Below are 21,083 nucleotides of genomic sequence, written 5' to 3'. Positions count from 1 at the left end.
CGTTCAGCCATCGACACCGCCTTCTGGTGCACGCACCAGCAGGGTGTCGCAGGCCAGGTGCTGCAGCAAATCGTCGCTGCGGCTACCCATGAATACACGCGCCACGCTCGAGCGTTCGCGCACGCCCAGCACTACCAGCTGGAGCGCATGTTCGTGGGCATAGCGGGCAATGGTGTCGGTGACGCCGCCGTGGCCGATGAAGGGCGCGATGTGCTGGCGGGCGCCGGGCGGCAGGGCGCAGCCGTCGAGGAAGCGCTCGCTGGCCGCCAGCATCTCCGGCACCGCGTCGGCAACCGGCTCGGCCAGCGCTTCGAGCACGTGGAACAGGACGATGCGGCGTCCGGGGAACAGCCGCACGGCCGTCTCCAGCGCACGCCGCGAGGCGTCCGAGAAATCGTTCGCGACCAGGATGCGCGCATAGGCGCCGCGGGTGCGCTGGCGCACCACCAGCAGCGGCTGGGCCAGGCCCTGCGCCAGGCGTTCGGTGGTGGAGCCGAAGATCAGCTGCTGGAAGCCTTCGTCGCGCGAGGCCCCGGTGACGACCACGCCGTCGCCCAGGGTGCCGGCAGTATCCAGGATGGCATCGACGACCTCGCCGTCCCTCACCTGCAGGGTCGGCGCCACGCCGCTGCCGGCGAATTCTTCCTGCAGCTCGCGGCGTGCGGCCAGTTCGAGCGCGGACACGGTAGCGTCGCGGTCGAGCCAGGCGCTCACCTCGTCGGGCGTGCGCGGACCTTCGCGCACGGTCAGGATGACCAGTTCGGATTGCCATTCGAGCGCCAGCTGCTTGGCACGGTCCAGTGGGCGGTCGCAATGCGCGCACAAGTCCGTGGCGAGCAGCAGCCGCGACGGCGGGATACTGTCGTTCACGTAAACCTCCATGCCGGGAAAAAAGCGGCAAATGGCTCCACTTTACTGTTTTGCATGGGATACGGCAACGCATTACTTCAGGTCAATACGGCAAGTTTTCTGCCAAACACAGCGCTCGTGCGCGCCGCAGGCGGTGGGCTTGCTAGCATGCGAAACATGCACATCCTCTGGAATTACCTGCGCCCGCACTGGCGCCTTGCCGCGCTGGCGCTGCTGCTGGCGGGCCTCGCACAGGTGCTGAACCTGGTCGACCCGATCATCTTCGGGATGATCATCGACGACTACGCGCTGCACCCGGGCGGCAGGAGCGACGACGAACTGGTGGCGGGCGTGCTGCGCCTGCTGGGCCTGGCCGTGCTGGTGGCCCTGCTGGCGCGCCTGGCCAAGGCGCTGCAGGAATACGTGACGCGGCTGGTGGTGCAGAAGCTGGGCGTGGCGATCTTCAACGACGGCCTGCGCCAGGTGCTGCGCCTGAAGTACCAGGAATTCGAAGACCTGCGCAGCGGCGAGACCCTGTCGCTGCTGCAGAAGGTGCGCGCCGACAGCGAGCGCTTCATCAACACCTTCATCAATACCGTGTTCGCATCAACGGTCGGGGTGTCCTTCCTGGTCTGGTACGCGGTGACCAAGCACTGGCTGCTGGTGCCGGTGTTCCTGGTCGGGGTGCTGGTGCTGGGCGGGCTCACCGGCTTGCTGAGCCGCGAGATCAAGACCCAGCAGCGCTCGATCGTGCGCGAGACCAACCGCAACTCCGGCTTCATCACCGAATCGCTGCGCAACATCGAACTGATCAAGAGCCTGGGCCTGACCTTTACCGAGATCCGGCGCCTGCGCGCCCAGACCGACAGCATCTTCGCGCTCGAGATGGCAAAGGTGAAGCGCATCCGGCTTCTCTCCTTTTTACAGGGGAGCACGCTGAGCCTGTTGAAGCTGGCGATCCTGTTCGCGCTGCTGTGGCTGATCTTCCGCAAGGTGCTGTCGACGGGCGAGCTGATCGCGATGCAGTTCATCTCGGTGGCGATCTTCGCGCCGCTGCAGGAGCTGGGCAACATCATCCTGGCGCACCGCGAGGTCGAGGCCTCGCTGCTCAACTTCCGCACCCTGATGGACAAGCCGATCGAGCGGCGCCCGCAGGACTTCGTCGAGATCGGCGCGCTCGAGCAGATCCGCTTCGCCGACGTGGGCTTCCGCCACAAGGGTGCGCAGGAGGATTCGCTGGTGGACATCTCCTTCAGCGCCGCGCTGGGCCAGACGGTGGCCTTCGTGGGGCCGTCGGGCTCGGGCAAGTCGACCCTGGTGAAGCTGCTGGTCGGCCTGTACACGCCGGCGCGCGGCAAGGTGTACTACAACGAGATCTCGACCGCGGACCTGCGCTACAACGAGGCGCGCCGCCAGATCGGCTTCGTCACGCAGGAGACCCATTTGTTTGCCGGGACCATCCGCGACAACCTGCTGTTCGTGAAGCCGGATGCGACCGACGAACAGATCATGGCGGCGATGGCGCAGGCCTCGTGCGCCAACCTGGTCGAGAAGTCGCCCGACGGGCTGGACACCGTCATCGGCGAGCGCGGCATGAAGCTGTCGGGCGGCGAAAAGCAGCGCCTGTCGATCGCCCGCGCGCTGGTGCGCGAACCGCGCCTGCTGATTTTCGATGAGGCGACGTCGGCGCTGGATTCGCTGACCGAAGAGCAGATCACCAATACGGTGCGCGACATCTCGGCGCGCGCCAGCCAGATCACGATCCTGATCGCGCACCGGCTCTCGACCGTCATGCACGCGGACACCATCTACGTGCTGGAAAAGGGCCGCGTCGTCGAAACCGGCTCGCACGACGCGCTGGTGGCGCAGAAGGGCCTGTACTACGCGATGTGGCGCCAGCAGATCGGCGAACGGCCTGTGCCGGCCGGCGCGCTTCAGGCGTCCGCGGGATAGCGCAGGCCGATCTGCCCGCGGATCCGGTCCAGCAGGGCCATGTTGGACAAGGTGTCCTCGTGCGTCATGAGGGGATGCTCGATCAGGCCCTCGCGCAGGCAGCGTCCGGCCTCGATCGCTTCATGCGTGTAGCCGTTGCCCAGGTAGGGCGTCGGGATGGTGCGCGAGGAACCGTCCTGCAGGTCCACGGTGATGCGCTCGGCCAGGTGGAACATGCGGTGCATGCGGATGCTGCCCCTGGTGCCGGAGACGATCAGTTCCGAGGCCGAACGCGCGCGGATCGAGCAGCTGCACACCGACAGGGTGCCGCCCTGGTGCTTCATGGTGAAGGCGGTGGTGGCATCCACGCCCGTCTCGCTCATGATGGCCTGGGCCTGCACGTTCTCCACCTTGCCCAGCAGGGCGCAGGCGATCGAGAGCGGGTAGATGCCGAGGTCGAGCAGGGCGCCGCCGCCCAGTTCGCGCTTGTTGACCCGGTGCTCGGGGTCCAGCGTGGCCGAGAAGCCGAAATCGGCATGCACCTGGGTGACGGTGCCGATCTCGCCGGATGCCATGATGCGTTTGACTTCGGCGAGCGCCGGCAGGAAGCGCGTCCACATCGCCTCCATCAGGAACAGGTTCTTGGCACGCGCGAGCGCCACCACTTCGCCGGCTTCGCGCCGGTTGATGGCAAAGGGCTTCTCGCACAGCACGGCCTTGCCGCCGCCCAGGGCCAGCAGGGAATTCGGCGCATGCATCGGGTGCGGCGTGCCGATATAGATGATGTCGACGTCGTCCGCCCTGGCCAGCGCCTCGTACGAGCCGTAGGCCTGTTCGATGCCCAGCTCGCGCGCGAAGGTCTGCGCGCTCTCGAGCGTGCGCGAACCGACTGCCGCCAGCACCGCGCCCGGCGCATGCTTCAGCCCCAGCGCGAATGCGCGCGCGATGCCGCCCGTGCCCAGGATGCCCCAACGTACCGTGTCGTCCATCGGATGTCTCCTTGTCTCTGGATGGTGCTTCAGGATCCTGCGCTACGAAGCATACTCTCGCAATCGGGCCGGAGAAAAATCGCTTGCAATTAAATAGCGCGCTATGTATTATCTTTTCCATGGCAGCGAGGCTGAGCTCATCCACCCGACAGCGGCGCTGTTTAAGTAGTGCGCTATTTAATCGCTATAAAACAACCGGGCCCTGCCCACCAACAGCAAAGGAGTATCATCATGGCAATCGAAAAAGTCCTCTACCGTGCAAGCGCCACCGCCACCGGCGGCCGCGACGGCCGCGCCGTCTCGTCCGACAAGGCATTCGACCTCAAGCTGTCGACCCCGAAGGAGCTGGGCGGCGCGGGTGGCGACGGAACCAATCCGGAGCAGCTGTTCGCTGCCGGCTACTCGGCCTGCTTCCTGGGTGCGATGAAATTCGTGGCGGCCCGCGACAAGCTGAAGATCTCGCCGGACGTGTCGGTGCAGGGCAGCGTCGGCATCGGTCCGATCCCGACCGGCTTCGGCATCGAGGTGACGCTGCAGATCAGCCTGCCGGGCGTGCCCGCGGAAGAGGCGCGCACCCTGGTCGAGCGCGCCCACATCGTCTGCCCGTACTCGAACGCGACGCGCGGCAATATCGACGTGAATCTGCAGCTGGTCTGACGCGTTCCGTTTTCCGGACGGGGAAGCCAGCCTTGCCGGGCCGATCAGGCCTGGTCAGGCTGGCTTTTTATTTTTCTGACAGCGCTTTTGCTTATTGCTGGATATAACTGGCATTTAATTAGCGAGCTCTTCAATTTCACAATTCATTTTCTGAATAACGGAAATAGGCAAGCGAAATAATCGATAAAGGCGGCGCCTGTTTAATGAGAAGGAAATTGCTTAATCGCTTATTCCATTTGCGCCAAATGTAATCCTTGCCGGTTTGTTTAATCAATGTAGAGCGGGCGGCGCGGCCAGTACGAGAGCAAGCGGACTGAAGCATTTGCTTACATTTAGGCCTTGTTTCGCTATTTCATGCTTACTTTTGCAGGATTTTGTATAGGTTCGTTAATGGTGTTGTCATCTTTGCGTCGGCACAAAACAACGGCATAAAAATTTTTCCGCACGGCAAACAAAAAAATTTCCGAGCGTATAGAATTGCCTCCCATCAGCTTCCTGACTTAAATATTTCAATCGATCAGGATGGGCTGGCAATGCTGAAAACTCCCGAAAAAATTTAACAATTCACGTAAGCCGATGCACACCACTGTTTCTACTTCGCGTTCTTCTTTCAGTCTCGCGCAAACCCAGCAATACGCACTTCCCGTCCTGTTCGCCCTGTTCGGCCTGATCATGGGCTCGTGGGCCGGCCGCATCCCGGCCCTGGCCGAGCGCGTGCAGGTATCCCACTCGGCGCTGTCGATGGTTCTGCTGTGCGGCGGCCTGGGCGCCGTCATCTCTTACCCGATCTCGTCCTTCCTGATGGGCCGCTTCGGCGCCCGCAAGTCGGCGCTGATCTCGGGCATGGCGCTCCTGTGCGTGCTGGTGTCGATCGGCATGGCGCCGACCGTGCCGCGCCTGATGCTGGCGGTCCTGATGCTGGGCATCACCGCCAGCACCTTCGACGTCGCCATCAACTCGGCCGCGAGCAAGCGTGAGAAGACGACCGGCAAGGCGGAAATGTCGAGGCTGCACGGCCTCGCCTGCGCCGGCGGCCTGGTGGGCGCCACCCTCGGCAGCCTGATGGCCAGCATGAAGATCGCGCCGGGCACCCACTTCCTGATGCTGGCCGGTCCGCTGGCCCTGGTCCTGTGGGGCGCCTTCAGCATGATGGACGCCGACGATTCCGTCGAGAAGGTCGAGAAGAAGTCGTTCTCGCTGCCGCGCGGTCCGTTGGCACTGCTGGGTCTGCTGGGCTTCCTGGGCTCGATGTCGGAAGGCAGCATCGCCGACTGGAGCGGCGTGTTCCTGAAAGAGCACTTCGGCGCCTCGGACGGCCTGGCGCCGCTGGCCCTGTCCGCGTTCTCGGTCATGATGCTGCTGTCGCGCATGGTCGGCGACAAGATGAAAGTGCGCTTCGGCGCCCAGCGCCTGGTCACCCTCGGCTCGCTGGTGTCGGCATCCGGCCTGTTCTTCGCCGTGATGGCCCCGAACGCCTACGTCGCCCTGGCCGGTTTCGCGGTCGCCGGCCTCGGCCTGTCGCTGCTGTTCCCCTTCGTGTTCAGCGCAGCCGGCGCACAAGGTCCGATGGCCCTGGCCGCCGTCGCCAGCATGGCCTACAGCGGCAGCCTGATGGGCCCGCCGGTGATCGGCGCCGTCGCCCACTTCGTCGGCATGCAGGCAGCCATCGCCTACGTCGGCGGCCTGTCCCTGGTCATCGCCTTCGTGGCAAGCCGTACCAAGCTGCTGAAGTAAGTCTCCCGCCGGCTCCGGCCGGCACCGATCCTCGCACGGCGCAAGCCGGCTTCCAACGCAGACCGCGCCATGCGCCGTCTGCGTTTTTTTTGTTTGCGCTATCCCAAGCCGGTCCCGGCACTGGCCGAACTTCGCCCGCCGCGCCATCTCCAACGGACAAGCCCCTTGATCACGGAGATGCCATGACGAGCACAATCGATGCAGCCGAGGTGACGCAGTTTCACGATGGCGAGCTTGCCCAGGCCGACTGGCCGAGCCTGCACCGCGCGGCCGAACTCCCGGGGGCCTGGCCTGCCATCGACGCCAACCACCGCTACAACTGCCTGCTGTGGCAGGAAGAAGACCGCGCACGCCGAGTCGACGTTCCCGCCGCCGAGATCGCCACCAGCAAACGCCTGATCGACCGCTACAACCAGCAGCGCAACGATGCGGTCGAAGCCATCGACGAAGCGCTGCTGGCCGGCCTCGCAGCTGCCCATTGCGCCGAGCCCGTCCCGGGGGCGCGCCTGTCGAGCGAGACGCCCGGCGCGATGATCGACCGGCTGTCGATCCTGTCGCTCAAGATCCACCACATGCGGCTGCAGACCGAACGCAGCGATGCGGGGCAGGCGCACGTGCAGGCGTGCAGCGCCCGGCTGCAGCGCCTGATCACCCAGCGCCACGACCTCGCCGCCTGCCTCGACCAGCTGCTGCGCGAGGCGCGCAGCGGCCAGGCCTATTTCAAGGTCTACCGCCAGTTCAAGATGTACAACGATCCCGCGCTCAACCCCTACCTGTACGGGCAGGCGGCCGGCGGCGCGGCGCAGGCAGGCGGCTGAATGGCGCTGTCGCGCATCGACGTCCTCGTCCCCACCTGCGGCCGGCCGGCAGCGCTGGCGGTCACGCTGACAGCGATCGGTGCACAGGACTATCCCGCGCTGCGCATCGTCGTGTCCGACCAGACCGAGGGCAGCACTGCCCTCGGGCAGGCCGAGGTGGTGGCCGTGCTGCGCTACCTACGCGCGCGCGGACACCAGCTCGAGACCTGGCACCACCTGCCGCGACGCGGCATGGCGGAGCAGCGCGCCTTCCTGCTGGCGCAGGTCCAGGCGCCGTATTGCCTGTTCGTCGACGACGACGTCATCCTCGAGCCGGGCCTGGTCAGGCGCCTGCACGGCCTGCTCGTGCGGCAGGGATGCGGGTTTGCCGGCAGCGCGGTGCATGGCCTGAGCTACCTGGGCCAGGAACGCCCCGCGCAGGAGCAGCTCACGTTCTGGGAAGAGCGCGTCGAGCCGGAAACGGTAATGCCGGGCAGTAGCGCATGGGCACGCCATCACCTGCACAGCGCCGCCAACCTGTTCCACCTGCAGCGCCGTCTCGGCGTCCCGCCAGACCAGGAGCGTGCCTACCGCGTGGCCTGGGTGGGCGGCTGCGTGATGTTCGATAGCGCCAAGCTGCGCGCCGCCGGCGGCTTCGATTTCTGGCCCGCGCTGCCTCCCGGCCATTGTGGCGAGGATGTGCTGGCCCAGCTGCGCGTCATGGCGCGCTTCGGCGGCTGCGGCATGCTGCCTTCCGGCGCCTATCACATGGAGCTGCCCACCACGCTGAAAGAGCGCAGGGTCGATGCGCCCTGGACGCTGCTGCCGCACGGCGATCCCGCGGCATTGTCGGCTTCCCTGGCGCCGGCGCAGGAGCGGCCATGAACGGCGAAGCGGCCCGGCTCGGCGGGGTGGCGAAGATCGCCGTCCTGCGGCCGAACGCGGTGGGCGACTTCGTCTTCGTCCTGCCGGCCCTGCACGCGCTGAAGCACGCCTATCCGGACGCCGAACTGGTATTCCTCGGCAAGGCCTGGCACGCGGATTTCCTGGAAGGGCGGCCGGGACCGGTCGACCGGGTCGTGGTCTTGCCGCCCATTCCCGGCGTCGGGGCGCCCGTGGACGAGCCGGTCGACCAGCAAGCGGTCGCGTGCTTCGTCGAACGCATGCGAGGGGAAGGCTTCGATATCGTGCTGCAGATGTACGGCGGCGGGCGCTACTCGAATCCCTTCGTCATGCGCATGGAGGCCAGGCTGGCCGTCGGCGCGCGCGCGGACGGTGCCCCACCGCTCCACCGCTGGGCTGCCCACGTCGAGCCGGCCAACCGGCGGCTGGCCTTGCTGGAGATCGCCGCGCTGGCCGGCGCGACGCTGCCGTGGATGCAGCGCGAACTGGCCGTCACGCCGGCGGACCGCGAGGCCGCGGCGCAAGTCCTGCCAGCCCACCACGGGGACGCAGCGCATGGCCGGCTGGCCGAGTACGGGACCACGATGCCTCCGCCGCAGGGGTGTGACCGTCCACTGGTGCTGCTGCAGCCGGGATCGTCCGATCCGCGCCGCTGCTGGCCCGCGGAGCGCTTTGTCGCCGTCGGCGACGCGCTGGCCAGGGCCGGTGCACTGGTCGCCGTCAACGGCACCGCGCAGGAGGCCGGCCTGGTGCGGCGGATCGTTGGCGGCATGCGTCAGCCGGCCCTCGACCTTGCCGGAAAGCTCGGGCTGGGCGGCCTGTGCGGCGTGCTCGAGCGTGCCGCGCTGGTGGTATCGAACGACACCGGACCGCTGCACCTGGCGCTGGCCATCGGCACCCCGGCCGTCGGCCTGTTCTGGCATACGAACCTGGTCGACGGCGCACCCTTGCGGCCGGGCCTGCTGCGCGCTGCCGTCTCGGCCCAGGTACGCTGCAGCGTGTGCGGCGCGGACAACCGCGCATCGCGCTGCCCGCACCAGGAGAGCTTTTTGCACGATATTTCGGTCGACGAAGTGCTGGGGCTGGCGTTCGCGCAGTTGCAAAGCCAGCCTGCCGTCGCATCGAGTGCGTGAAGCCATGCGGCATCCTGACCCGGTGAACAGGGTCGGTGCCTTCACCAATACGGCCACATGCCCGTCGCGCGTTGTCCGCTCGGCTCCGTCCCGGAAAGCAGGGCGCGGGCATGCTCGAGCACCACCGCGGCGCGCTCGGCGGCCGGATCCCAGATGCAGCGGTGGCGCAGGCGGTCGAGCGGGGCCCAGCGCGCAATGTCCGCCTTGCTGAACACCACCACGCTGTTCAGCCCGAGGCCGGCCGCGATGTGCGATACCCCGGTGTCGTTGCAGATCAGCAGCCGCGAGCGGCTCATCAGGGCCGCCATGGCACCGATCGAGATCGGCGCCGCAGCCTCGATCGCGGGCGAAGACATGTGCTCCGCGACCGCGCGGGCGAGCGGGGCTTCGTCGGCTGAACCGGTGAGCACGGTGTCCAGGCCGAATTCCTGCCTGAGCTGGTCCGCCACTTCCGCAAAACGTTCCGGAGGCCAGCATTTGTCGCGCTTGCGTGCGCCGGGATGGATGCAGATGTAGTTGCCGGGCTCGAGGCCAGGGGCGACCTTGCTGGTGTCGAGTTGGTCGATGTCTTCGCGCCGCAGAGGAAATTCGAGCTGGGTGCCGGCGTCGGGCGCGCCCAGCCGCCCGAGCAGGATCAGCAGACGCTCCTGTTCGGCGCCCGCGTCGGGCCAGGGCACCAGCAGGGTGCGCTCGGTCTGGCTTGCTTCGCCGCGGGTAAAGCCGGCCATGGCGCGGGCACCGAAACCGGCGACGATATGGTTGGTCACGTCGCCGCTGCCGTGCAGCTGCAGGGCGAGGTCGAAACCCTGCTCGCAGATGGACGCATAATAGGCCGTGAGTTCCTCGTGGCGCACCGCCTGCTCTGGCAGCAGCGGGTGGCCCGGGAAGGGAATGAAATCGTCCATGTAGGCGTCGAAGCGCCGGGCGAACTGCGCCGCCCAGGGCAGGCCCGTGAGCACGATCCGCGCGTCCGGCAAGGCAGTGCGCAGTGCACGCAGGGCAGGTACCGAACAGAGCATGTCCCCCAGCTGCAGGGCGCGAAACACGATGACGCTGCGGATAGCGTGACGGTGCAGGAACGAACGCCGATTCATGTGTTCTCCAAATAATCCAGCCTTGCGCAAATTCCACAGCCAGGCACCACAGCGGCGGATCGGTCTCCAGCAGTCACAAGCAGGTCTTGCACGGTCACCGGCGCGTCAGGCGTGGCACAAGCGGTCGAGGACGTTGCGGGTAATGCGTTCGACCCTGCGGTCGCGTGCCTCGCCCAGCACCTGCGCCCAGTCGGTGGTCCCGGCGGAAAACACGGTGCCGCCGTGCCGGAACATGCCCATCGCCGCGACGTGGATGCCCTCGCCGGCGCCATGGCCTACCAGCGCCGGTCGAGCGGGCAGGCAGCCAGCAACTGGTAGCCGTCCGGCGTCCCTGCCTCGTCGCGCCAGGGCGACAGGATGGCCTGGCCGTCCGGCCCGATGTGGTCGACCGGTGCGCCGTCGCACTCGTATCCCGGCAGCGGCGGCCAGGTATCGGCGCCGAGCGATGCGCCGCGCGCCAGGCCGGTGCCCGCGAAGATCCAGTGTCCGGGCTGCTGGACGATGAAACCGGGCGTGTCGCGCATAGCCGCAGCGCGCCATCCAGCGGATGAAGCGCGCATCCCAGTGCGCGAAGGTCTGGCGCGGGGAGCGCGGGTCGTCGTGGTCTTGCGCGCCCCAGGTCAGGCCGCCGATGCCGCCACCGGGCCGATGCAGCGAGACGCGGGCGCCGGGCGAATGCGCCGAGCGCGGCGGATTGGTGTAGAAGCAGCCGCCGCCGGAGCAGTTGTAGGGGTGCCAGGTGGCGACGGGCAGCTTGTACAGGATGGTCTTGCTCGCCCTGGCGCGCACGACGAACAGGGCGGCGGCAGAATCGGCGGACAGCCGCAAGGGCTGGCCTTGCGGCAGCTCGAGATGGGCGAGGTAGACGCCCGAGGGCCAGTCGTCTCCGGTCTCGACCTGGTAGGGCGGCCACTGCCAGTCTTCGTCGGCGCGACCGTCGGGCAGGTGCTCGGCGCGCAGCCAAGCGCCCACCCGCACGGGCACCAGTCCGTCTTCCCAGCGGTAGATGGCGATGCGAAAGCGCGGCTCGTCGCCCGAGACGTGCAGGGTGAGCGTTTCGCCCGCCCGCACGCTCGGGCGTCCGGGGTAGGCACGGATCATACCGGCAGCTCCGGCTCGCTGCGCTTGGTCACCAGGAAGGGTGGGATCGCCAGTGCGTGCAGGGGCATCTGCCGGAACGCGGCGACGGCCTCGAAGGGCGTCTCGACGATGGGCTCGTCCTTGCCATTGAAGGAGGTGTTGAGCAGCACCGGCACCCCGGTACGCACCTCGAAGCCGGCCAGCAGGGCGCGCAGCAACGGGTCGTCCGCGGGGCCGACGGTCTGCAGGCGCGCGGTGCCGTCCACGTGGGTGATGGCCGGCAGCATCGGCGCGACTTCGGGCCGCACCGGCGCGGCGAACTGCATGAAGGGAGACGGGCCGGCCACGTCGAAGTAGACGGCGGCGCGTTCTTCCGGCACCACCGGGGCGAGCGGGCGGAACCATTCGCGCTGCTTGACCCGCGCATTGATCCAGTCGCGGATGCGGTCGCGGCACGGGTCGGCCAGGATGCTGCGGTGCCCCAGTGCACGCGGGCCGAATTCGCTGCGGCCCTGGTACAGCCCGATCACGCGCCCGGTGCACAGCAGGTCGAGCATGCGCGCGCACAGGGCGTCGCGGCCGCGCGGCCGTTCCACGACCAGGTCGGTGGCGCCGTCGAGCGCCGCTTCGATGTCGGACAGCTGGGGTGGCGGGCCGAGGTAGTCGGCGCTCCAGCGGAAGTCGCAGGGCCGGCCGGCCAGTTCGGTGAGACCGTAGATGGCGCAGCCGAGGGCGGTGCCGGCGTCGCTCGGCGCCGGCGGCAGGAACACGCGGCGGAACGGGGTCTCGCGCAGCAGGCGCTCGTTGGCGGAGCAGTTCAGGGCGGTGCCGCCGGCGAAGCACAGGTGCTCGGCCCCGGTCTGGCGGTACAGCCAGTGCGCCAGCGCCAGCAAGGCGTCCTCGAAGGCGCGCTGGCCGGCGGCGGCCAGGTTGGCGCAGTCGGTGAAGCGCGCTTCGGCGCTGCCGAAGCGGAAGCGGCTGCGCTCGCGCAGCAGCGAGCGCCAGGCGGACGGGATGCCGACCGCCATGCCTTCGACGTCGAGCGCCGGCAGGCCCAGGGCCGCCGGGTCGCCGTAGGGGGCCAGGCCCATCACCTTGCCTTCGTTGCCCTCGCCCGGGAAGATCACCTGGGTCAGCAGGAAGTAGAACATGCCGAGGCCGACGAGGCGGCCGTCGACGTGGCGGGCGCCGTCAGGCGGCCGGACCTGCTTGCCGATGCAGCGGATCTCCTTGCGGCTGGCGCTGTAGAAGGAAGAGACCTCGCGCCAGTCGCCGGGCGTGCTGGCGGCGCCGCTCCAATGCTCGGTGAAATCGGAGACCGGGCTGCCCTGGCCGTCGATGACCATCACCGCGGCCTCGTCGAAGGGGGAGGGGTGGAACACGCTGTACAGGTGCGCCAGGTGGTGCGAGATGCGCGCACGGCGGCTGTCGCGCGCCAGTACCAGCGTGGCGGCCAGCTCGTCGTCATAGACGGGCAGGCTGCCGATTTCTTCATCGGACGAGAAGCATTCGACGACGATGTCGACCGGGCGCTCGAGCCCGGGCAGGCGCGGCGCATAGTGCTCGCGCAGGTCGCCGGGCTTGCCCCAGTGGTGCTTGTGACGTGTGAGACGTTCTTTCTGGATGGCCCAGGCAAGGTGCGAGCCCTGCATGAGGCAGATGCTGGCGTCCTGGGTCCGGTTAATGCCAAGCACAACTGGGGTGTCGTCCATCGGTGATCTCCTGGTGTCGGGGGCGATGCAGCGAACAGCCCAACTTTGAGCCTGCTGAGCAGGATTAGTTCACTTCGTTTGTGTCGGAATCGGTTCTTAAGAGAGGCGCAAGAAGGGCGCCGCGAAAGGCGGTATGATCGGGTTATTGCCCTGTCCGCCCTAGCCGATCCGACCATGCTCCAGACACCTTCCAGCTTCACGCCGCTGTTCGCGCCACGTCCCGACCCCGCGCCCCTGAGCTTCCTGTTCCACGGCGGCCGCCTGCTGGTGCGCGAGCATGACCTGGCGCTGCCCGACGCCGCCACGCTCGACCGGCTGGAGGTGGACCGTACCCGCCTGCAGCCGCTCGGCCTGTACGGCGAGCGCTATTGCGAGACGGGCTGGTTCGACAGCGAACCGGCGCTGCCGCCGGGCTATGCCCTGCGCGGCCTGCGCTCGCTGTTCGCGGACATGGACGAGGCCTTGCTGGGGCTGGCGGCGCGCGCCGCCCAGGTCGCGGAATGGGCGCGCACCCACCGCTTCTGCGGCGCCTGCGGCAGCGGCACCGTGCTGGCGGCCGGCGAACGCTGCTACAAGTGCGTGCAGTGCGGGCACATGGCCTACCCGCGCATCTCGCCGGCCATGATGGTCCTGATCAGGAAGGGCGACAGCGTGCTGCTGGCGATGCACATCGCCTCGCCGACCAAGCGCTTCGTGCCGCTGGCCGGTTTCCTGGAGGCGGGCGAGTCGGTGGAAGAGGCGATCCACCGCGAGGTCTACGAGGAGGTGGGGCTGCGGGTGCAGAACCTGCGCTACTTCGCGAGCCAGTCCTGGCCCTTCCCGCATTCGCTGATGCTGGCCTTTACGGCCGACTACCTGGATGGCGAGATCCGCCTCGACACGTCGGAGATCTCGGAGGCGCGCTGGTTCGGGCCGGACGACGAATGGCCCGAACGGGTGCCGCACATTTCAGTGTCGAGCGTCCTGGTGGATTCGCACCGCCCGCCAGGGCGCTAGCGCTCAGGACTGCGCCGGCGCATTCTCCGTGCGTACGACGACTTGAGGCTGCGGCTTGGCCCCGGTGCCGCGCAGCTGCACCGCGCGCTGCAGCAGGTCGAACCAGAACGGGGCGCCGAACAGCGTGGTGCCGGCAGTGATCAGCCAGCCGGCCACCTGCAGGGCAAAAGCGCTGTCGAGCCGCGGCGGGAAGCTGCTCCAGCCGATCGGCATCGCCCACAGCTGGCGCAGTGCTTCGGCGTCGAGCGCGCTCGGGGCGGCCTTGATCCCTGCTGCCAGCGCCGGGTTCTGCCACAGGGTCTGGAACAGGTGGATGCTGTCGATGTTCAGCAGGATGGTGAGCAGCAGGGCCAGCAGGAAGGAAATCAGGAGCTGGCGCCGTTTGTAGACGCCGGACAGGCGCTCCATGGCGCTGTTGAACCAGCCGGCGATGCCTTCCTGGAAGCGTCCTAGGTCCCCGCTGGACTGGCGGTACAGGGCCAGCAGCACGCGCTTGACCTGTTCGTCGGGCAGGGCTTCGATCGCCGCCTGCAGCGGAATGGCCGGATTGCTGCGCAGCGAATCGAGCAGTGCGATCGCGAAGTGCGCCGGTTCGATGTAGGATGGCCGTACCGCCAGCTTGCGCCGGGCAGTGGTGCTGCCGTGCGGATTGACCAGCGGATGGTCGTACATGCTTTGCGCCAGCGCCTCGCAGCGCGGGTCGTCCAGCATGCGCTTGACCGCGTCCAGCAGCATGTTGGCGCGCAGGCTGAAGGCCGCCGCCAGCGCTTCCTGCAAGGTACTGACGACCAGCGCCAGGGTGCCGTAGCAAAACGTCAGACCGATGGCGACTTCGAGGACCGTGCTGCCGAACATGGCGATCTCCCAGGACTGGAACCGCCTTCCACGCTACCGCTGTTGTGCGCGGTGACATTAACTTTGCTCAATAAACCGGCAGCCGCCGGAACCCTTCGCGCATTTTCTATATACTTGCGGCAATCGATTTTTTAAGGTTCACCATGTCTGACAAAGAAGCTTTCACCGAACACGACTGGCGCCGCCTGCTGACCAGCCTGGGCGAGGATCCGGACCGTCCGGGCCTGCAGGAAACGCCGCACCGCGTGGCGAAGGCCTGGAAACACTGGACCTCGGGCTATGACCAGGATCCCGTCGAAGTGCTCAAGGCCTTCGAGGACGGCGCCGAGGAATACAACGAACTGATCGTGGTGCGCGGCATCCCGGTGTACAGCCATTGCGAGCACCACCTGGCGCCCTTCTTCGGCAAGGCCACGGTCGGCTACCTGCCGAACGGAAAGATCGTCGGCCTCTCCAAGCTCACCCGCCTGGTCGACATCTTCTCGAAGCGCCTGCAGGTGCAGGAACGCATGACGATCCAGATCGCCAACGCGCTGATGGAAGTGCTGGAACCGAAGGCGGTGGGCGTGGTCGTCAAGTGCCGCCACATGTGCATGGAAAGCCGCGGCATCCGCGCCATCGGCGAAGAGACCATCACCTCGGCCCTGCTCGGTGAACTGCAACCGAACCTGGCTTTGCGTACCGAGTTCCTGGCGCTGGCACGCGACTAGGACTAAGCTGTAAAGGCGGGCCGCCGGGCCCGCCTTGGAACCTGTTCCGGATCGCCGGCCTCCAAGTGATTTTCGGAGGACGCGCCATGGATCGTCCGGCATTTCCCAGCGATATTTCTCGCGAACAGTTCGAGCCCGTGCGCGGCATGCTGGAAGCGGCGCGCCGCAAGACCCGCCCGCGCAAGCACGACCTGTACGACGTGTTCTGTGCCGTCCTCTATTTCCTCCACACCGGCGCCACCTGGCGCAGCATGCCGGCGGGCTTTCCGCCCTGGCGTACCGTGCATGAATACTTCACGCAGTGGACCATGCTGCGCGATGGCGACCGCACCCTGCTCGAAAGCGTGCTCGAGAAATCAGGGCGCGAGATGGAACTGGCACAGCTGAGGCGCCTGCTCCACCGCCATTGAGCTGAAGCAGTCGCACGCGACATTGTCGGGGAATTGTCACAATCTGTTGCACTTCTTGAAAAGTGCGTCAGCCGGGCTCGGCTAAGCTACAGGAAAGCTTATCAATATTTTATCTTCGAGCCGGCGCCATGTTCGAGCACCTCAACCTGATCCTGTTCTCCACCCTCAACGCCCAGGCCGGCCTGACCGGCTGGCAGTTGATGGCTGCCATCTTCGCCGCGCAGTGGCTGATCTTCGTAATGCCGCTGTCGCTCGTCATGCTGTGGCTCGGCGGCGGGCCGGGGCGCGAGGTCGCGCTGCGCGCCTTCATCGCGGCCGCCTGTGCGCTCACGCTGAACGCGCTGATCGGCCATTTCTGGTACAGCCCGCGGCCCTTCGTCGCCGAAGTCGGCCAGACCTTCCTGCTGCACGCGCCGGACAGCTCGTTCCCGAGCGACCATGCCACCAGCATCTTCTCGGTAGCCCTGGTGCTGGCGTTCAGCCGGGTGCAGGAAGCGCGCCGCGTCGGATGGATGCTGCTGCCGCTGGCGCTGGTAGTGGCCTGGTCGCGCGTCTACCTGGGCGTGCACTGGCCGAAGGACATGGCGGGAGCGCTCCTGATGTCGGCGTCGATGGCCTTGCTGGTGCAGACGGCGGCCGTGCGCGCGGCATGCGCTCACTTGCTGCCGCTGGTGGAAAACCTGTACCGCCGCGTGCTGGCGGTACCGATCGGGCGCGGCTGGCTGCGTCCTTGATGATGTCGATGATGACCGGGTAGGGCGGCGCGGCCGGCAACGACCTGGTCGCCACCTGCGTCGGGCGAGGGATCCAACGCACGCAGGACGCGTGGACGGTTTCCTGCGCCGGCCGCGCTTTCCTACGCTTATTGTTCCGCAGGAGTACCGGCAGCGGTGGCGGCCTCGAAGACCAGCTTGTCGTGCTCGTCGATGTGGAAGCTGCCCAGCGCCTGGCCGGTAACCGCATTCGCTTCCGGCGCTTCCAGTTCGGTACAGCCCTGGGTTTCCACCTGCCAGACATCCTCGCCCGAGCGCAGCGTGTACACGTCCGGCCCGCTCGCGAACAGCTCGATCTCCAGCCCCGACAATGACACCGTGCCCAGCTCCATCTGGCGCTGGCAGTCCGGCATGCGGGCGACGATGAGGCGCAGCGTCGCCTCCTTGCTCCAGAAATAGTCCTGCAGCACACGCACGCTGAGCGCATGTTCCTTGCCTTCGATCGGGTAGCTGGCCGAATCGTTGACGCAGCCGGCCAGCAGCAGCGGTGCAAGAAGTGCGGGGAGCAGGTAGAAGGGCTTGCGCATGGCGGTTCCGTTGTCAGATGATGCGTGAAGGCATTGCCTGACGGAGTATAGAAGCGGCATGGGGCGGGCGCAACCGCGCGCGCCCTCCCGCCCGTTCAGAAATCGGTACCCAGGGTGAGCGACGCGACGGTATGGCGCGGCACTGGCAGCGGCGCGCGGAACTCGGCGCTGCGGCGGATGGCCCGCAGTTGCGCGAACCAGGGGCCGTGTTCGCGGCCGCGGGTGCCGGGAAAATCCAGCCGCAGCCCGGCGCTCAGCTCGCCGACCCAGCGCCGCGGCTTCACGCCGGGGTCGTCCTTCCACGGCCGGCCTTCGAGAAACAGGTTGTAGGCAACGCCGCGCGCCTCCGCGCCCAGCACCAGCGTGCACTGGACCCAGCGCCGCAGGCAGATCGTGTCCAGGGGCCCGAGCCGGTTGACGATGCCCGGCGGCGCCGGTGCGACAGGCGGCAGGTTCTTGCCGATCGTGACGCTCACGCCGCCGGCCGCATAGCTCATGATTCTGCCGAGCGCGAGCCGCCAGTGGCCGGCCGTGCGCAGCTGCACGTCGCCCACCAGGTCGCCCGACAAACCTGGCCAGGCCGAGCGCCGCTCCACCGAGACCAGCACGGCCAGGGTGTTGCCGACCTGGTGGTCCCAACCCTGCGGCCGCGGACGGTCGAGGATGCGGTGGAACAGTTTCTGCGCCGGTTCTGCCAGCGACAGCCTGCCGGTCACACCGGCCTGGGCCGTCAAGGTCGTGATCGATGCGCCATCCGGCGCCAGGAGCAGCCACTGGCGCTCCACGTAGAGCAGGCCGGCCCAGGGACGGTCGAGGGGCTGGGGCGCGGCCACGGTGATGTCGCCCGGCGTGTACATCAACTGACCGAGGCTGTGCTGGGAAAACAGGAAGCGCGCGTCGCCGCAGCCGAACAGGCGGCAGGCGGTGCCAAGCCAGCGCCGGGTAAGCGCACTGCGGTCGTCTTCCGTACTGCGCGAGACGAACTGGATGCCGTTGGTGTAGTAGCGGTCGGTATTGAAGCGGCTGTCGTTTTCCCAGACCAGAAAGCCTGCCGTGGCCGGCGTTTCCTGGCCGCTGCAGGGAAGCATGACAAGGAAGGCGGAAAGTGCGAGAAGGCTGCCGATGACGCGCATGGGTCGTCCTTTCTTATTCGAAACATCCTCCAGTCTTGTGCTTGCGTTAAAGCGCTTCTTGATCCACGGCAGGAAGCCTGCGGATCCGAGGCGCGCAACGCCGTTTTCGGATTTGCGCGAAGATAGGGCGCATGAAACAGCACGACACCAAGCAAGAGACCAGGACGCCGTCCGGCATCGAGCTGCTCTCGCCCGAAGGCGGCAAGCCGGTCAAGATGTGGACGGAGGGCGTGCCCGTCGAGCGTGAAGCCAAGGAGCAGCTGGAAAAGCTAGCGCAACTGCCTTTCGTCTTCCATCACGTCGCCGTGATGCCGGACGTCCATGTTGGCAAGGGCTCGACCATCGGCAGCGTGATCCCGACCCTGGGCGCGGTGATTCCCGCCGCGGTCGGCGTGGACATCGGCTGCGGCATGATGGCGGCCAAGACCACCTTGCGTGCGAATGACCTGCCCGACAACCTGGCCGGCCTGCGCAGCGCCATCGAGCAGGCGGTGCCGCACGGCCGGGCCACGAATGGCATGTCGCCCAAGGTCCGCAACAACAAGGGCAGCCGCGACGTCGGTTCCTGGAACACCCCGCCGCCGCCGGTCGATGCCGGCTGGGCCAAGCTCAAGGACGAGTTCGACGCCATCTGCCGCAAGTACCCGAAGCTGCGCGGCACCAACAACCATAAGCATTTGGGCACGCTGGGCAGCGGCAACCACTTCGTCGAGGTCTGTCTGGACGAGGAAGGCTCGGTGTGGGTGATGCTGCACTCCGGCTCGCGCGGGGTCGGCAATGCGATCGGCACCCACTTCATCGAGCTGGCGCGCCAGGACATGCGGCGCCACATGGTCAACCTGCCCGACCAGGACCTGGCCTACCTCAAGGAAGGTACCCAGCACTACGACGACTACGTAGAGGCGGTCGGCTGGGCCCAGAAGTTCGCGCGCATCAACCGCGAAGTGATGATGCACAACGTGATCCGCGCGATGCGCGAGGTGATCCCGAAACCCTTCGAGACGCACGTGGAGGCAGTCAATTGTCACCACAATTATGTGCAGAAGGAGAAGCACTTCGGCAAGGACGTGTTCGTCACCCGCAAGGGTGCCGTGTCGGCGCGCGAAGGCGAGCTCGGCATCATTCCCGGTTCGATGGGCGCCAAGAGTTTCATTGTGCGCGGCAAGGGCAACCCGGAAAGTTTCAACAGCTGTAGCCACGGCGCCGGGCGTGTCATGAGCCGCACCGAGGCCAAGCGCCGCTTCACCCGGGCCGACATGGAGCGCGCCACGCAAGGGGTGGAATCGCGCAAGGACGAAGGCGTGATCGACGAGATCCCGATGGCCTACAAGGACATCGACGCCGTCATGCATGCGCAGCGCGACCTGGTCGAGGTGGTGCACACCCTCAAGCAAGTGGTGTGCGTCAAGGGATGACGCTTCTGGCGATGTGCAGCAGCTCGGCCGGCGTACCGAACTCACGCTCCGGCGCCACCCGCCGCAGCGCCTCGATCGGCGCATAGCCCCAGCTCACCGCGCCGAAGGCCACCCCGGCCCGGCGCGCGGCGTCGGCGTCCAGGGCCTGGTCGCCCACATAGAGCGCATGCGCCGCCGGCACCGCCGCGCGCTTCACCACCTTGCGGATGCGCCCGGCCTTGCCGAACATCGACATCCCGCATTCGTAGTGGCCGAACAAGGCGCTCAGGCGCGGGCCCAGCACCAGGCGCACGTTCTGCTCCGAGTTCGAGGACACGATCGCCAGCCGCACGCCTTCGCGGTCCAGCGTGTGCAGCACTTCGCCGATGCCGTCGAACAGCGGGATGCGCGCCGCGTTCTCGCGCATCAGCCCGATGAAGCTGCGCGAGGCCAGCGGCAGCTTCCACGCCGGCATGCCGACGTGGCGCATGATCGTGCGGGTATCGTGGTGGCGCAGCTGCTGGGCTTCCTCCGCGGCGATGCGGCGAAAGCCGAGCTCGTCGGCGATCTGGTTGAACACGCTGATGAAGAAGGGGAAGGAATCGGCCAGCGTGCCGTCGAAGTCGAAGATGGCGAGACGGTAAGACATGGGGGACAACCTTCAGGCGGTGCCGCCGTTGGCGCGCAGCACCTGGCCGTTGACCCAGCCCGATTCCTCGCTCACCAGGAAGGACACGATGCGCGCGATATCGCCCGGCTCGCCCAGCCGCTCGAGCGGCGGCAGCTTTGCAAAGTGGTCGATCTGCTCCTGGGTCTTCCCCGAGAAGAACAGCTCGGTGGCAACCGGCCCCGGCGCCACGGTGTTGACGCGAATGCGGCGTCCGCGCAGCTCCTTGGCGAACACCGCGCCCATCGCTTCCACCGCGGCCTTGCTGGCGCTGTAGATGGCGTAGCCGGGCAGCTTCATCGCCAGCACCGTGGTGGAGAAATTCACGATGCGCCCGCCGTCGTTCAGGCGCCGCGCCGCTTCGCGCAGGGTGTTGAAGGTGCCCTGCACGTTGACGCCGAAGGTCTGGGCGAACAGCTCGTCGGAGGTGTCGGCCAGCGGCATGGTCTTGAGCACGCCGGCATTGTTGACCAGCACGTCCACCTTGCCCAGTTCGCGTTCGGCGGCGTCGAACAGCGCACGCACTTCCTCCGGGTTCGCCACGTCGGCCTTCACCGCAATCGCCTTGTGGCCGCAGGCATGCAGGGTGGCAACCACGCGCTTGGCCTCGGTCTCGTTGCTGGCGTAGTTGACGACCACCTGGTAGCCGTCCTCGGCCAGCCGCTGGGCCAGGGCGGCGCCGATGCCGCGCGAGGCGCCGGTGACGATCGCGACTTGTTGAGCATCCGTGTCCATGCT

At 67.3% G+C, this 21,083-nt stretch carries 20 protein-coding genes and 2 pseudogenes; 11 read left to right on the top strand and 11 right to left on the bottom strand.

The window, feature by feature from the left end; all coding sequences use genetic code 11:
* Nucleotides 1-3: 3 nt before the first annotated feature.
* Entirely contained in the window at nucleotides 4-870 is an 867-nt protein-coding gene (locus FG94_RS03555; protein ID WP_036207237.1) for a universal stress protein, read from the bottom strand.
* A gap of 156 nt (nucleotides 871-1,026) precedes the next feature.
* On the opposite strand from FG94_RS03555, the gene FG94_RS03550 reads away from it, so the two are divergent.
* Nucleotides 1,027-2,802: an ABC transporter ATP-binding protein gene (locus FG94_RS03550; protein ID WP_036207187.1), complete on the top strand. Its 1,776-nt coding sequence runs from the start codon at nucleotides 1,027-1,029 to the stop codon at nucleotides 2,800-2,802.
* Here the strand turns inward: FG94_RS03550 and FG94_RS03545 are convergent.
* On the bottom strand, nucleotides 2,784-3,770 hold the full coding sequence (locus FG94_RS03545; protein ID WP_036207184.1) for a Gfo/Idh/MocA family protein: 987 nt from the start codon (nucleotides 3,768-3,770) through the stop codon (nucleotides 2,784-2,786). The genes FG94_RS03550 and FG94_RS03545 overlap by 19 nt on opposite strands.
* A 231-nt stretch (nucleotides 3,771-4,001) precedes the next feature.
* On the opposite strand from FG94_RS03545, the gene FG94_RS03540 reads away from it, so the two are divergent.
* The 5 genes from FG94_RS03540 (at nucleotide 4,002) to FG94_RS03520 (ending at nucleotide 8,994) form a co-directional block, all read left to right on the top strand.
* On the top strand, nucleotides 4,002-4,427 hold the full coding sequence (locus tag FG94_RS03540) for an organic hydroperoxide resistance protein (RefSeq protein ID WP_036207181.1): 426 nt from the start codon (nucleotides 4,002-4,004) through the stop codon (nucleotides 4,425-4,427).
* A 576-nt stretch (nucleotides 4,428-5,003) separates the two neighbouring features.
* Nucleotides 5,004-6,161 (top strand): MFS transporter, encoded by a 1,158-nt coding sequence (locus tag FG94_RS03535; RefSeq protein WP_036207178.1) that lies wholly within the window; start codon nucleotides 5,004-5,006, stop codon nucleotides 6,159-6,161.
* A 182-nt stretch (nucleotides 6,162-6,343) separates the two neighbouring features.
* The gene (locus FG94_RS28055; protein WP_036207175.1) at nucleotides 6,344-6,979 is read left to right on the top strand and encodes a DUF4254 domain-containing protein; all 636 of its coding nucleotides are present in this window, start codon (nucleotides 6,344-6,346) and stop codon (nucleotides 6,977-6,979) included.
* Nucleotides 6,980-7,843, top strand: coding sequence for a glycosyltransferase family A protein (locus FG94_RS28050; RefSeq protein ID WP_051996116.1), 864 nt, complete (start codon nucleotides 6,980-6,982; stop codon nucleotides 7,841-7,843). It abuts the gene before it with no gap.
* Entirely contained in the window at nucleotides 7,840-8,994 is a 1,155-nt protein-coding gene (locus tag FG94_RS03520) for a glycosyltransferase family 9 protein (protein WP_036207172.1), read from the top strand. The genes FG94_RS28050 and FG94_RS03520 overlap by 4 nt, the downstream gene beginning before the upstream one ends.
* A 41-nt stretch (nucleotides 8,995-9,035) precedes the next feature.
* Here the strand turns inward: FG94_RS03520 and FG94_RS03515 are convergent, their stop codons facing one another.
* The 4 genes and pseudogenes from FG94_RS03515 to FG94_RS03505 form a co-directional block, all read right to left on the bottom strand.
* A complete protein-coding gene (locus FG94_RS03515) occupies nucleotides 9,036-10,088 on the bottom strand; it encodes a glycosyltransferase family 9 protein (protein WP_036207169.1) in 1,053 nt (350 codons plus the stop codon).
* 275 nt (nucleotides 10,089-10,363) lie between these two features.
* Entirely contained in the window at nucleotides 10,364-10,612 is a 249-nt protein-coding gene (locus FG94_RS28540; RefSeq protein WP_036207165.1) for a N,N-dimethylformamidase beta subunit family domain-containing protein, read from the bottom strand.
* Between the two features lie 114 nt (nucleotides 10,613-10,726).
* A pseudogene (locus tag FG94_RS28535) lies at nucleotides 10,727-11,189 on the bottom strand (N,N-dimethylformamidase beta subunit family domain-containing protein); the annotation flags it as partial.
* The gene (locus FG94_RS03505; protein WP_036207162.1) at nucleotides 11,186-12,880 is read right to left on the bottom strand and encodes a carbamoyltransferase C-terminal domain-containing protein; all 1,695 of its coding nucleotides are present in this window, start codon (nucleotides 12,878-12,880) and stop codon (nucleotides 11,186-11,188) included. The pseudogene FG94_RS28535 and the gene FG94_RS03505, both read right to left, overlap by 4 nt.
* Before the next feature lie 174 nt (nucleotides 12,881-13,054).
* On the opposite strand from FG94_RS03505, the gene nudC reads away from it, so the two are divergent.
* Complete coding sequence (gene nudC, locus FG94_RS03500; RefSeq protein WP_081925766.1) at nucleotides 13,055-13,876, top strand: NAD(+) diphosphatase; 822 nt, start codon at nucleotides 13,055-13,057, stop codon at nucleotides 13,874-13,876.
* A 3-nt stretch (nucleotides 13,877-13,879) separates the two neighbouring features.
* Here nudC and FG94_RS03495 read toward each other — a convergent pair whose 3' ends face one another.
* Entirely contained in the window at nucleotides 13,880-14,731 is an 852-nt protein-coding gene (locus FG94_RS03495; RefSeq protein WP_051996114.1) for a hypothetical protein, read from the bottom strand.
* 143 nt (nucleotides 14,732-14,874) lie between these two features.
* Between FG94_RS03495 and folE the strand changes: the two genes are divergently transcribed.
* The 3 genes and pseudogenes from folE to FG94_RS03480 all read left to right on the top strand — a co-directional run bounded on the left by folE (nucleotide 14,875) and on the right by FG94_RS03480 (nucleotide 16,585).
* Nucleotides 14,875-15,441 (top strand): GTP cyclohydrolase I FolE, encoded by a 567-nt coding sequence (gene folE / locus FG94_RS03490; RefSeq protein WP_027867092.1) that lies wholly within the window; start codon nucleotides 14,875-14,877, stop codon nucleotides 15,439-15,441.
* 86 nt (nucleotides 15,442-15,527) lie between these two features.
* A pseudogene (locus tag FG94_RS03485) lies at nucleotides 15,528-15,803 on the top strand (transposase); the annotation flags it as partial.
* 176 nt (nucleotides 15,804-15,979) lie between these two features.
* The gene (locus tag FG94_RS03480; RefSeq protein ID WP_036207156.1) at nucleotides 15,980-16,585 is read left to right on the top strand and encodes a phosphatase PAP2 family protein; all 606 of its coding nucleotides are present in this window, start codon (nucleotides 15,980-15,982) and stop codon (nucleotides 16,583-16,585) included.
* Between the two features lie 128 nt (nucleotides 16,586-16,713).
* Here FG94_RS03480 and FG94_RS03475 read toward each other — a convergent pair whose 3' ends face one another.
* Both FG94_RS03475 and FG94_RS03470 read right to left on the bottom strand, forming a co-directional pair.
* On the bottom strand, nucleotides 16,714-17,151 hold the full coding sequence (locus FG94_RS03475; RefSeq protein WP_036207153.1) for a hypothetical protein: 438 nt from the start codon (nucleotides 17,149-17,151) through the stop codon (nucleotides 16,714-16,716).
* Between the two features lie 95 nt (nucleotides 17,152-17,246).
* The gene (locus FG94_RS03470; protein ID WP_036207150.1) at nucleotides 17,247-18,284 is read right to left on the bottom strand and encodes a lipid A deacylase LpxR family protein; all 1,038 of its coding nucleotides are present in this window, start codon (nucleotides 18,282-18,284) and stop codon (nucleotides 17,247-17,249) included.
* 131 nt (nucleotides 18,285-18,415) lie between these two features.
* Between FG94_RS03470 and FG94_RS03465 the strand changes: the two genes are divergently transcribed.
* Nucleotides 18,416-19,699 (top strand): RtcB family protein, encoded by a 1,284-nt coding sequence (locus FG94_RS03465; RefSeq protein ID WP_051996112.1) that lies wholly within the window; start codon nucleotides 18,416-18,418, stop codon nucleotides 19,697-19,699.
* On the opposite strand, the gene FG94_RS03460 is transcribed toward FG94_RS03465, so the two are convergent.
* Both FG94_RS03460 and FG94_RS03455 read right to left on the bottom strand, forming a co-directional pair.
* Entirely contained in the window at nucleotides 19,689-20,327 is a 639-nt protein-coding gene (locus FG94_RS03460) for an HAD hydrolase-like protein (protein ID WP_036207148.1), read from the bottom strand. The genes FG94_RS03465 and FG94_RS03460 overlap by 11 nt on opposite strands.
* 12 nt (nucleotides 20,328-20,339) lie before the next feature.
* On the bottom strand, nucleotides 20,340-21,080 hold the full coding sequence (locus tag FG94_RS03455; protein ID WP_036207146.1) for an SDR family oxidoreductase: 741 nt from the start codon (nucleotides 21,078-21,080) through the stop codon (nucleotides 20,340-20,342).
* Nucleotides 21,081-21,083: the final 3 nt, after the last annotated feature.

Source organism: Massilia sp. LC238 (genome assembly GCF_000735635.1).
Lineage (GTDB): Bacteria > Pseudomonadota > Gammaproteobacteria > Burkholderiales > Burkholderiaceae_D > Telluria > Telluria varians.
This window is presented reverse-complemented; position numbering and strand designations above follow the sequence as displayed.

What these genes read in the sequence shown, in the direction of transcription:
- FG94_RS03455 (WP_036207146.1), bottom strand. Translation starts at nt 21,080, where the DNA reads ATGGACACGGATGCTCAACAAGTCGCGATCGTCACCGGCGCCTCGCGC.
- FG94_RS03520 (WP_036207172.1), top strand. Translation starts at nt 7,840, where the DNA reads ATGAACGGCGAAGCGGCCCGGCTCGGCGGGGTGGCGAAGATCGCCGTC.
- FG94_RS28055 (WP_036207175.1), top strand. Translation starts at nt 6,344, where the DNA reads ATGACGAGCACAATCGATGCAGCCGAGGTGACGCAGTTTCACGATGGC.
- FG94_RS03550 (WP_036207187.1), top strand. Translation starts at nt 1,027, where the DNA reads ATGCACATCCTCTGGAATTACCTGCGCCCGCACTGGCGCCTTGCCGCG.
- FG94_RS03495 (WP_051996114.1), bottom strand. Translation starts at nt 14,731, where the DNA reads ATGTTCGGCAGCACGGTCCTCGAAGTCGCCATCGGTCTGACGTTTTGC.
- FG94_RS03505 (WP_036207162.1), bottom strand. Translation starts at nt 12,880, where the DNA reads ATGGACGACACCCCAGTTGTGCTTGGCATTAACCGGACCCAGGACGCC.
- folE (WP_027867092.1), top strand. Translation starts at nt 14,875, where the DNA reads ATGTCTGACAAAGAAGCTTTCACCGAACACGACTGGCGCCGCCTGCTG.
- FG94_RS03545 (WP_036207184.1), bottom strand. Translation starts at nt 3,770, where the DNA reads ATGGACGACACGGTACGTTGGGGCATCCTGGGCACGGGCGGCATCGCG.
- FG94_RS03475 (WP_036207153.1), bottom strand. Translation starts at nt 17,151, where the DNA reads ATGCGCAAGCCCTTCTACCTGCTCCCCGCACTTCTTGCACCGCTGCTG.
- FG94_RS03480 (WP_036207156.1), top strand. Translation starts at nt 15,980, where the DNA reads ATGTTCGAGCACCTCAACCTGATCCTGTTCTCCACCCTCAACGCCCAG.
- nudC (WP_081925766.1), top strand. Translation starts at nt 13,055, where the DNA reads ATGCTCCAGACACCTTCCAGCTTCACGCCGCTGTTCGCGCCACGTCCC.
- FG94_RS03470 (WP_036207150.1), bottom strand. Translation starts at nt 18,284, where the DNA reads ATGCGCGTCATCGGCAGCCTTCTCGCACTTTCCGCCTTCCTTGTCATG.
- FG94_RS03460 (WP_036207148.1), bottom strand. Translation starts at nt 20,327, where the DNA reads ATGTCTTACCGTCTCGCCATCTTCGACTTCGACGGCACGCTGGCCGAT.
- FG94_RS03535 (WP_036207178.1), top strand. Translation starts at nt 5,004, where the DNA reads ATGCACACCACTGTTTCTACTTCGCGTTCTTCTTTCAGTCTCGCGCAA.
- FG94_RS03465 (WP_051996112.1), top strand. Translation starts at nt 18,416, where the DNA reads ATGAAACAGCACGACACCAAGCAAGAGACCAGGACGCCGTCCGGCATC.
- FG94_RS03515 (WP_036207169.1), bottom strand. Translation starts at nt 10,088, where the DNA reads ATGAATCGGCGTTCGTTCCTGCACCGTCACGCTATCCGCAGCGTCATC.
- FG94_RS28540 (WP_036207165.1), bottom strand. Translation starts at nt 10,612, where the DNA reads ATGCGCGACACGCCCGGTTTCATCGTCCAGCAGCCCGGACACTGGATC.
- FG94_RS03540 (WP_036207181.1), top strand. Translation starts at nt 4,002, where the DNA reads ATGGCAATCGAAAAAGTCCTCTACCGTGCAAGCGCCACCGCCACCGGC.
- FG94_RS28050 (WP_051996116.1), top strand. Translation starts at nt 6,980, where the DNA reads ATGGCGCTGTCGCGCATCGACGTCCTCGTCCCCACCTGCGGCCGGCCG.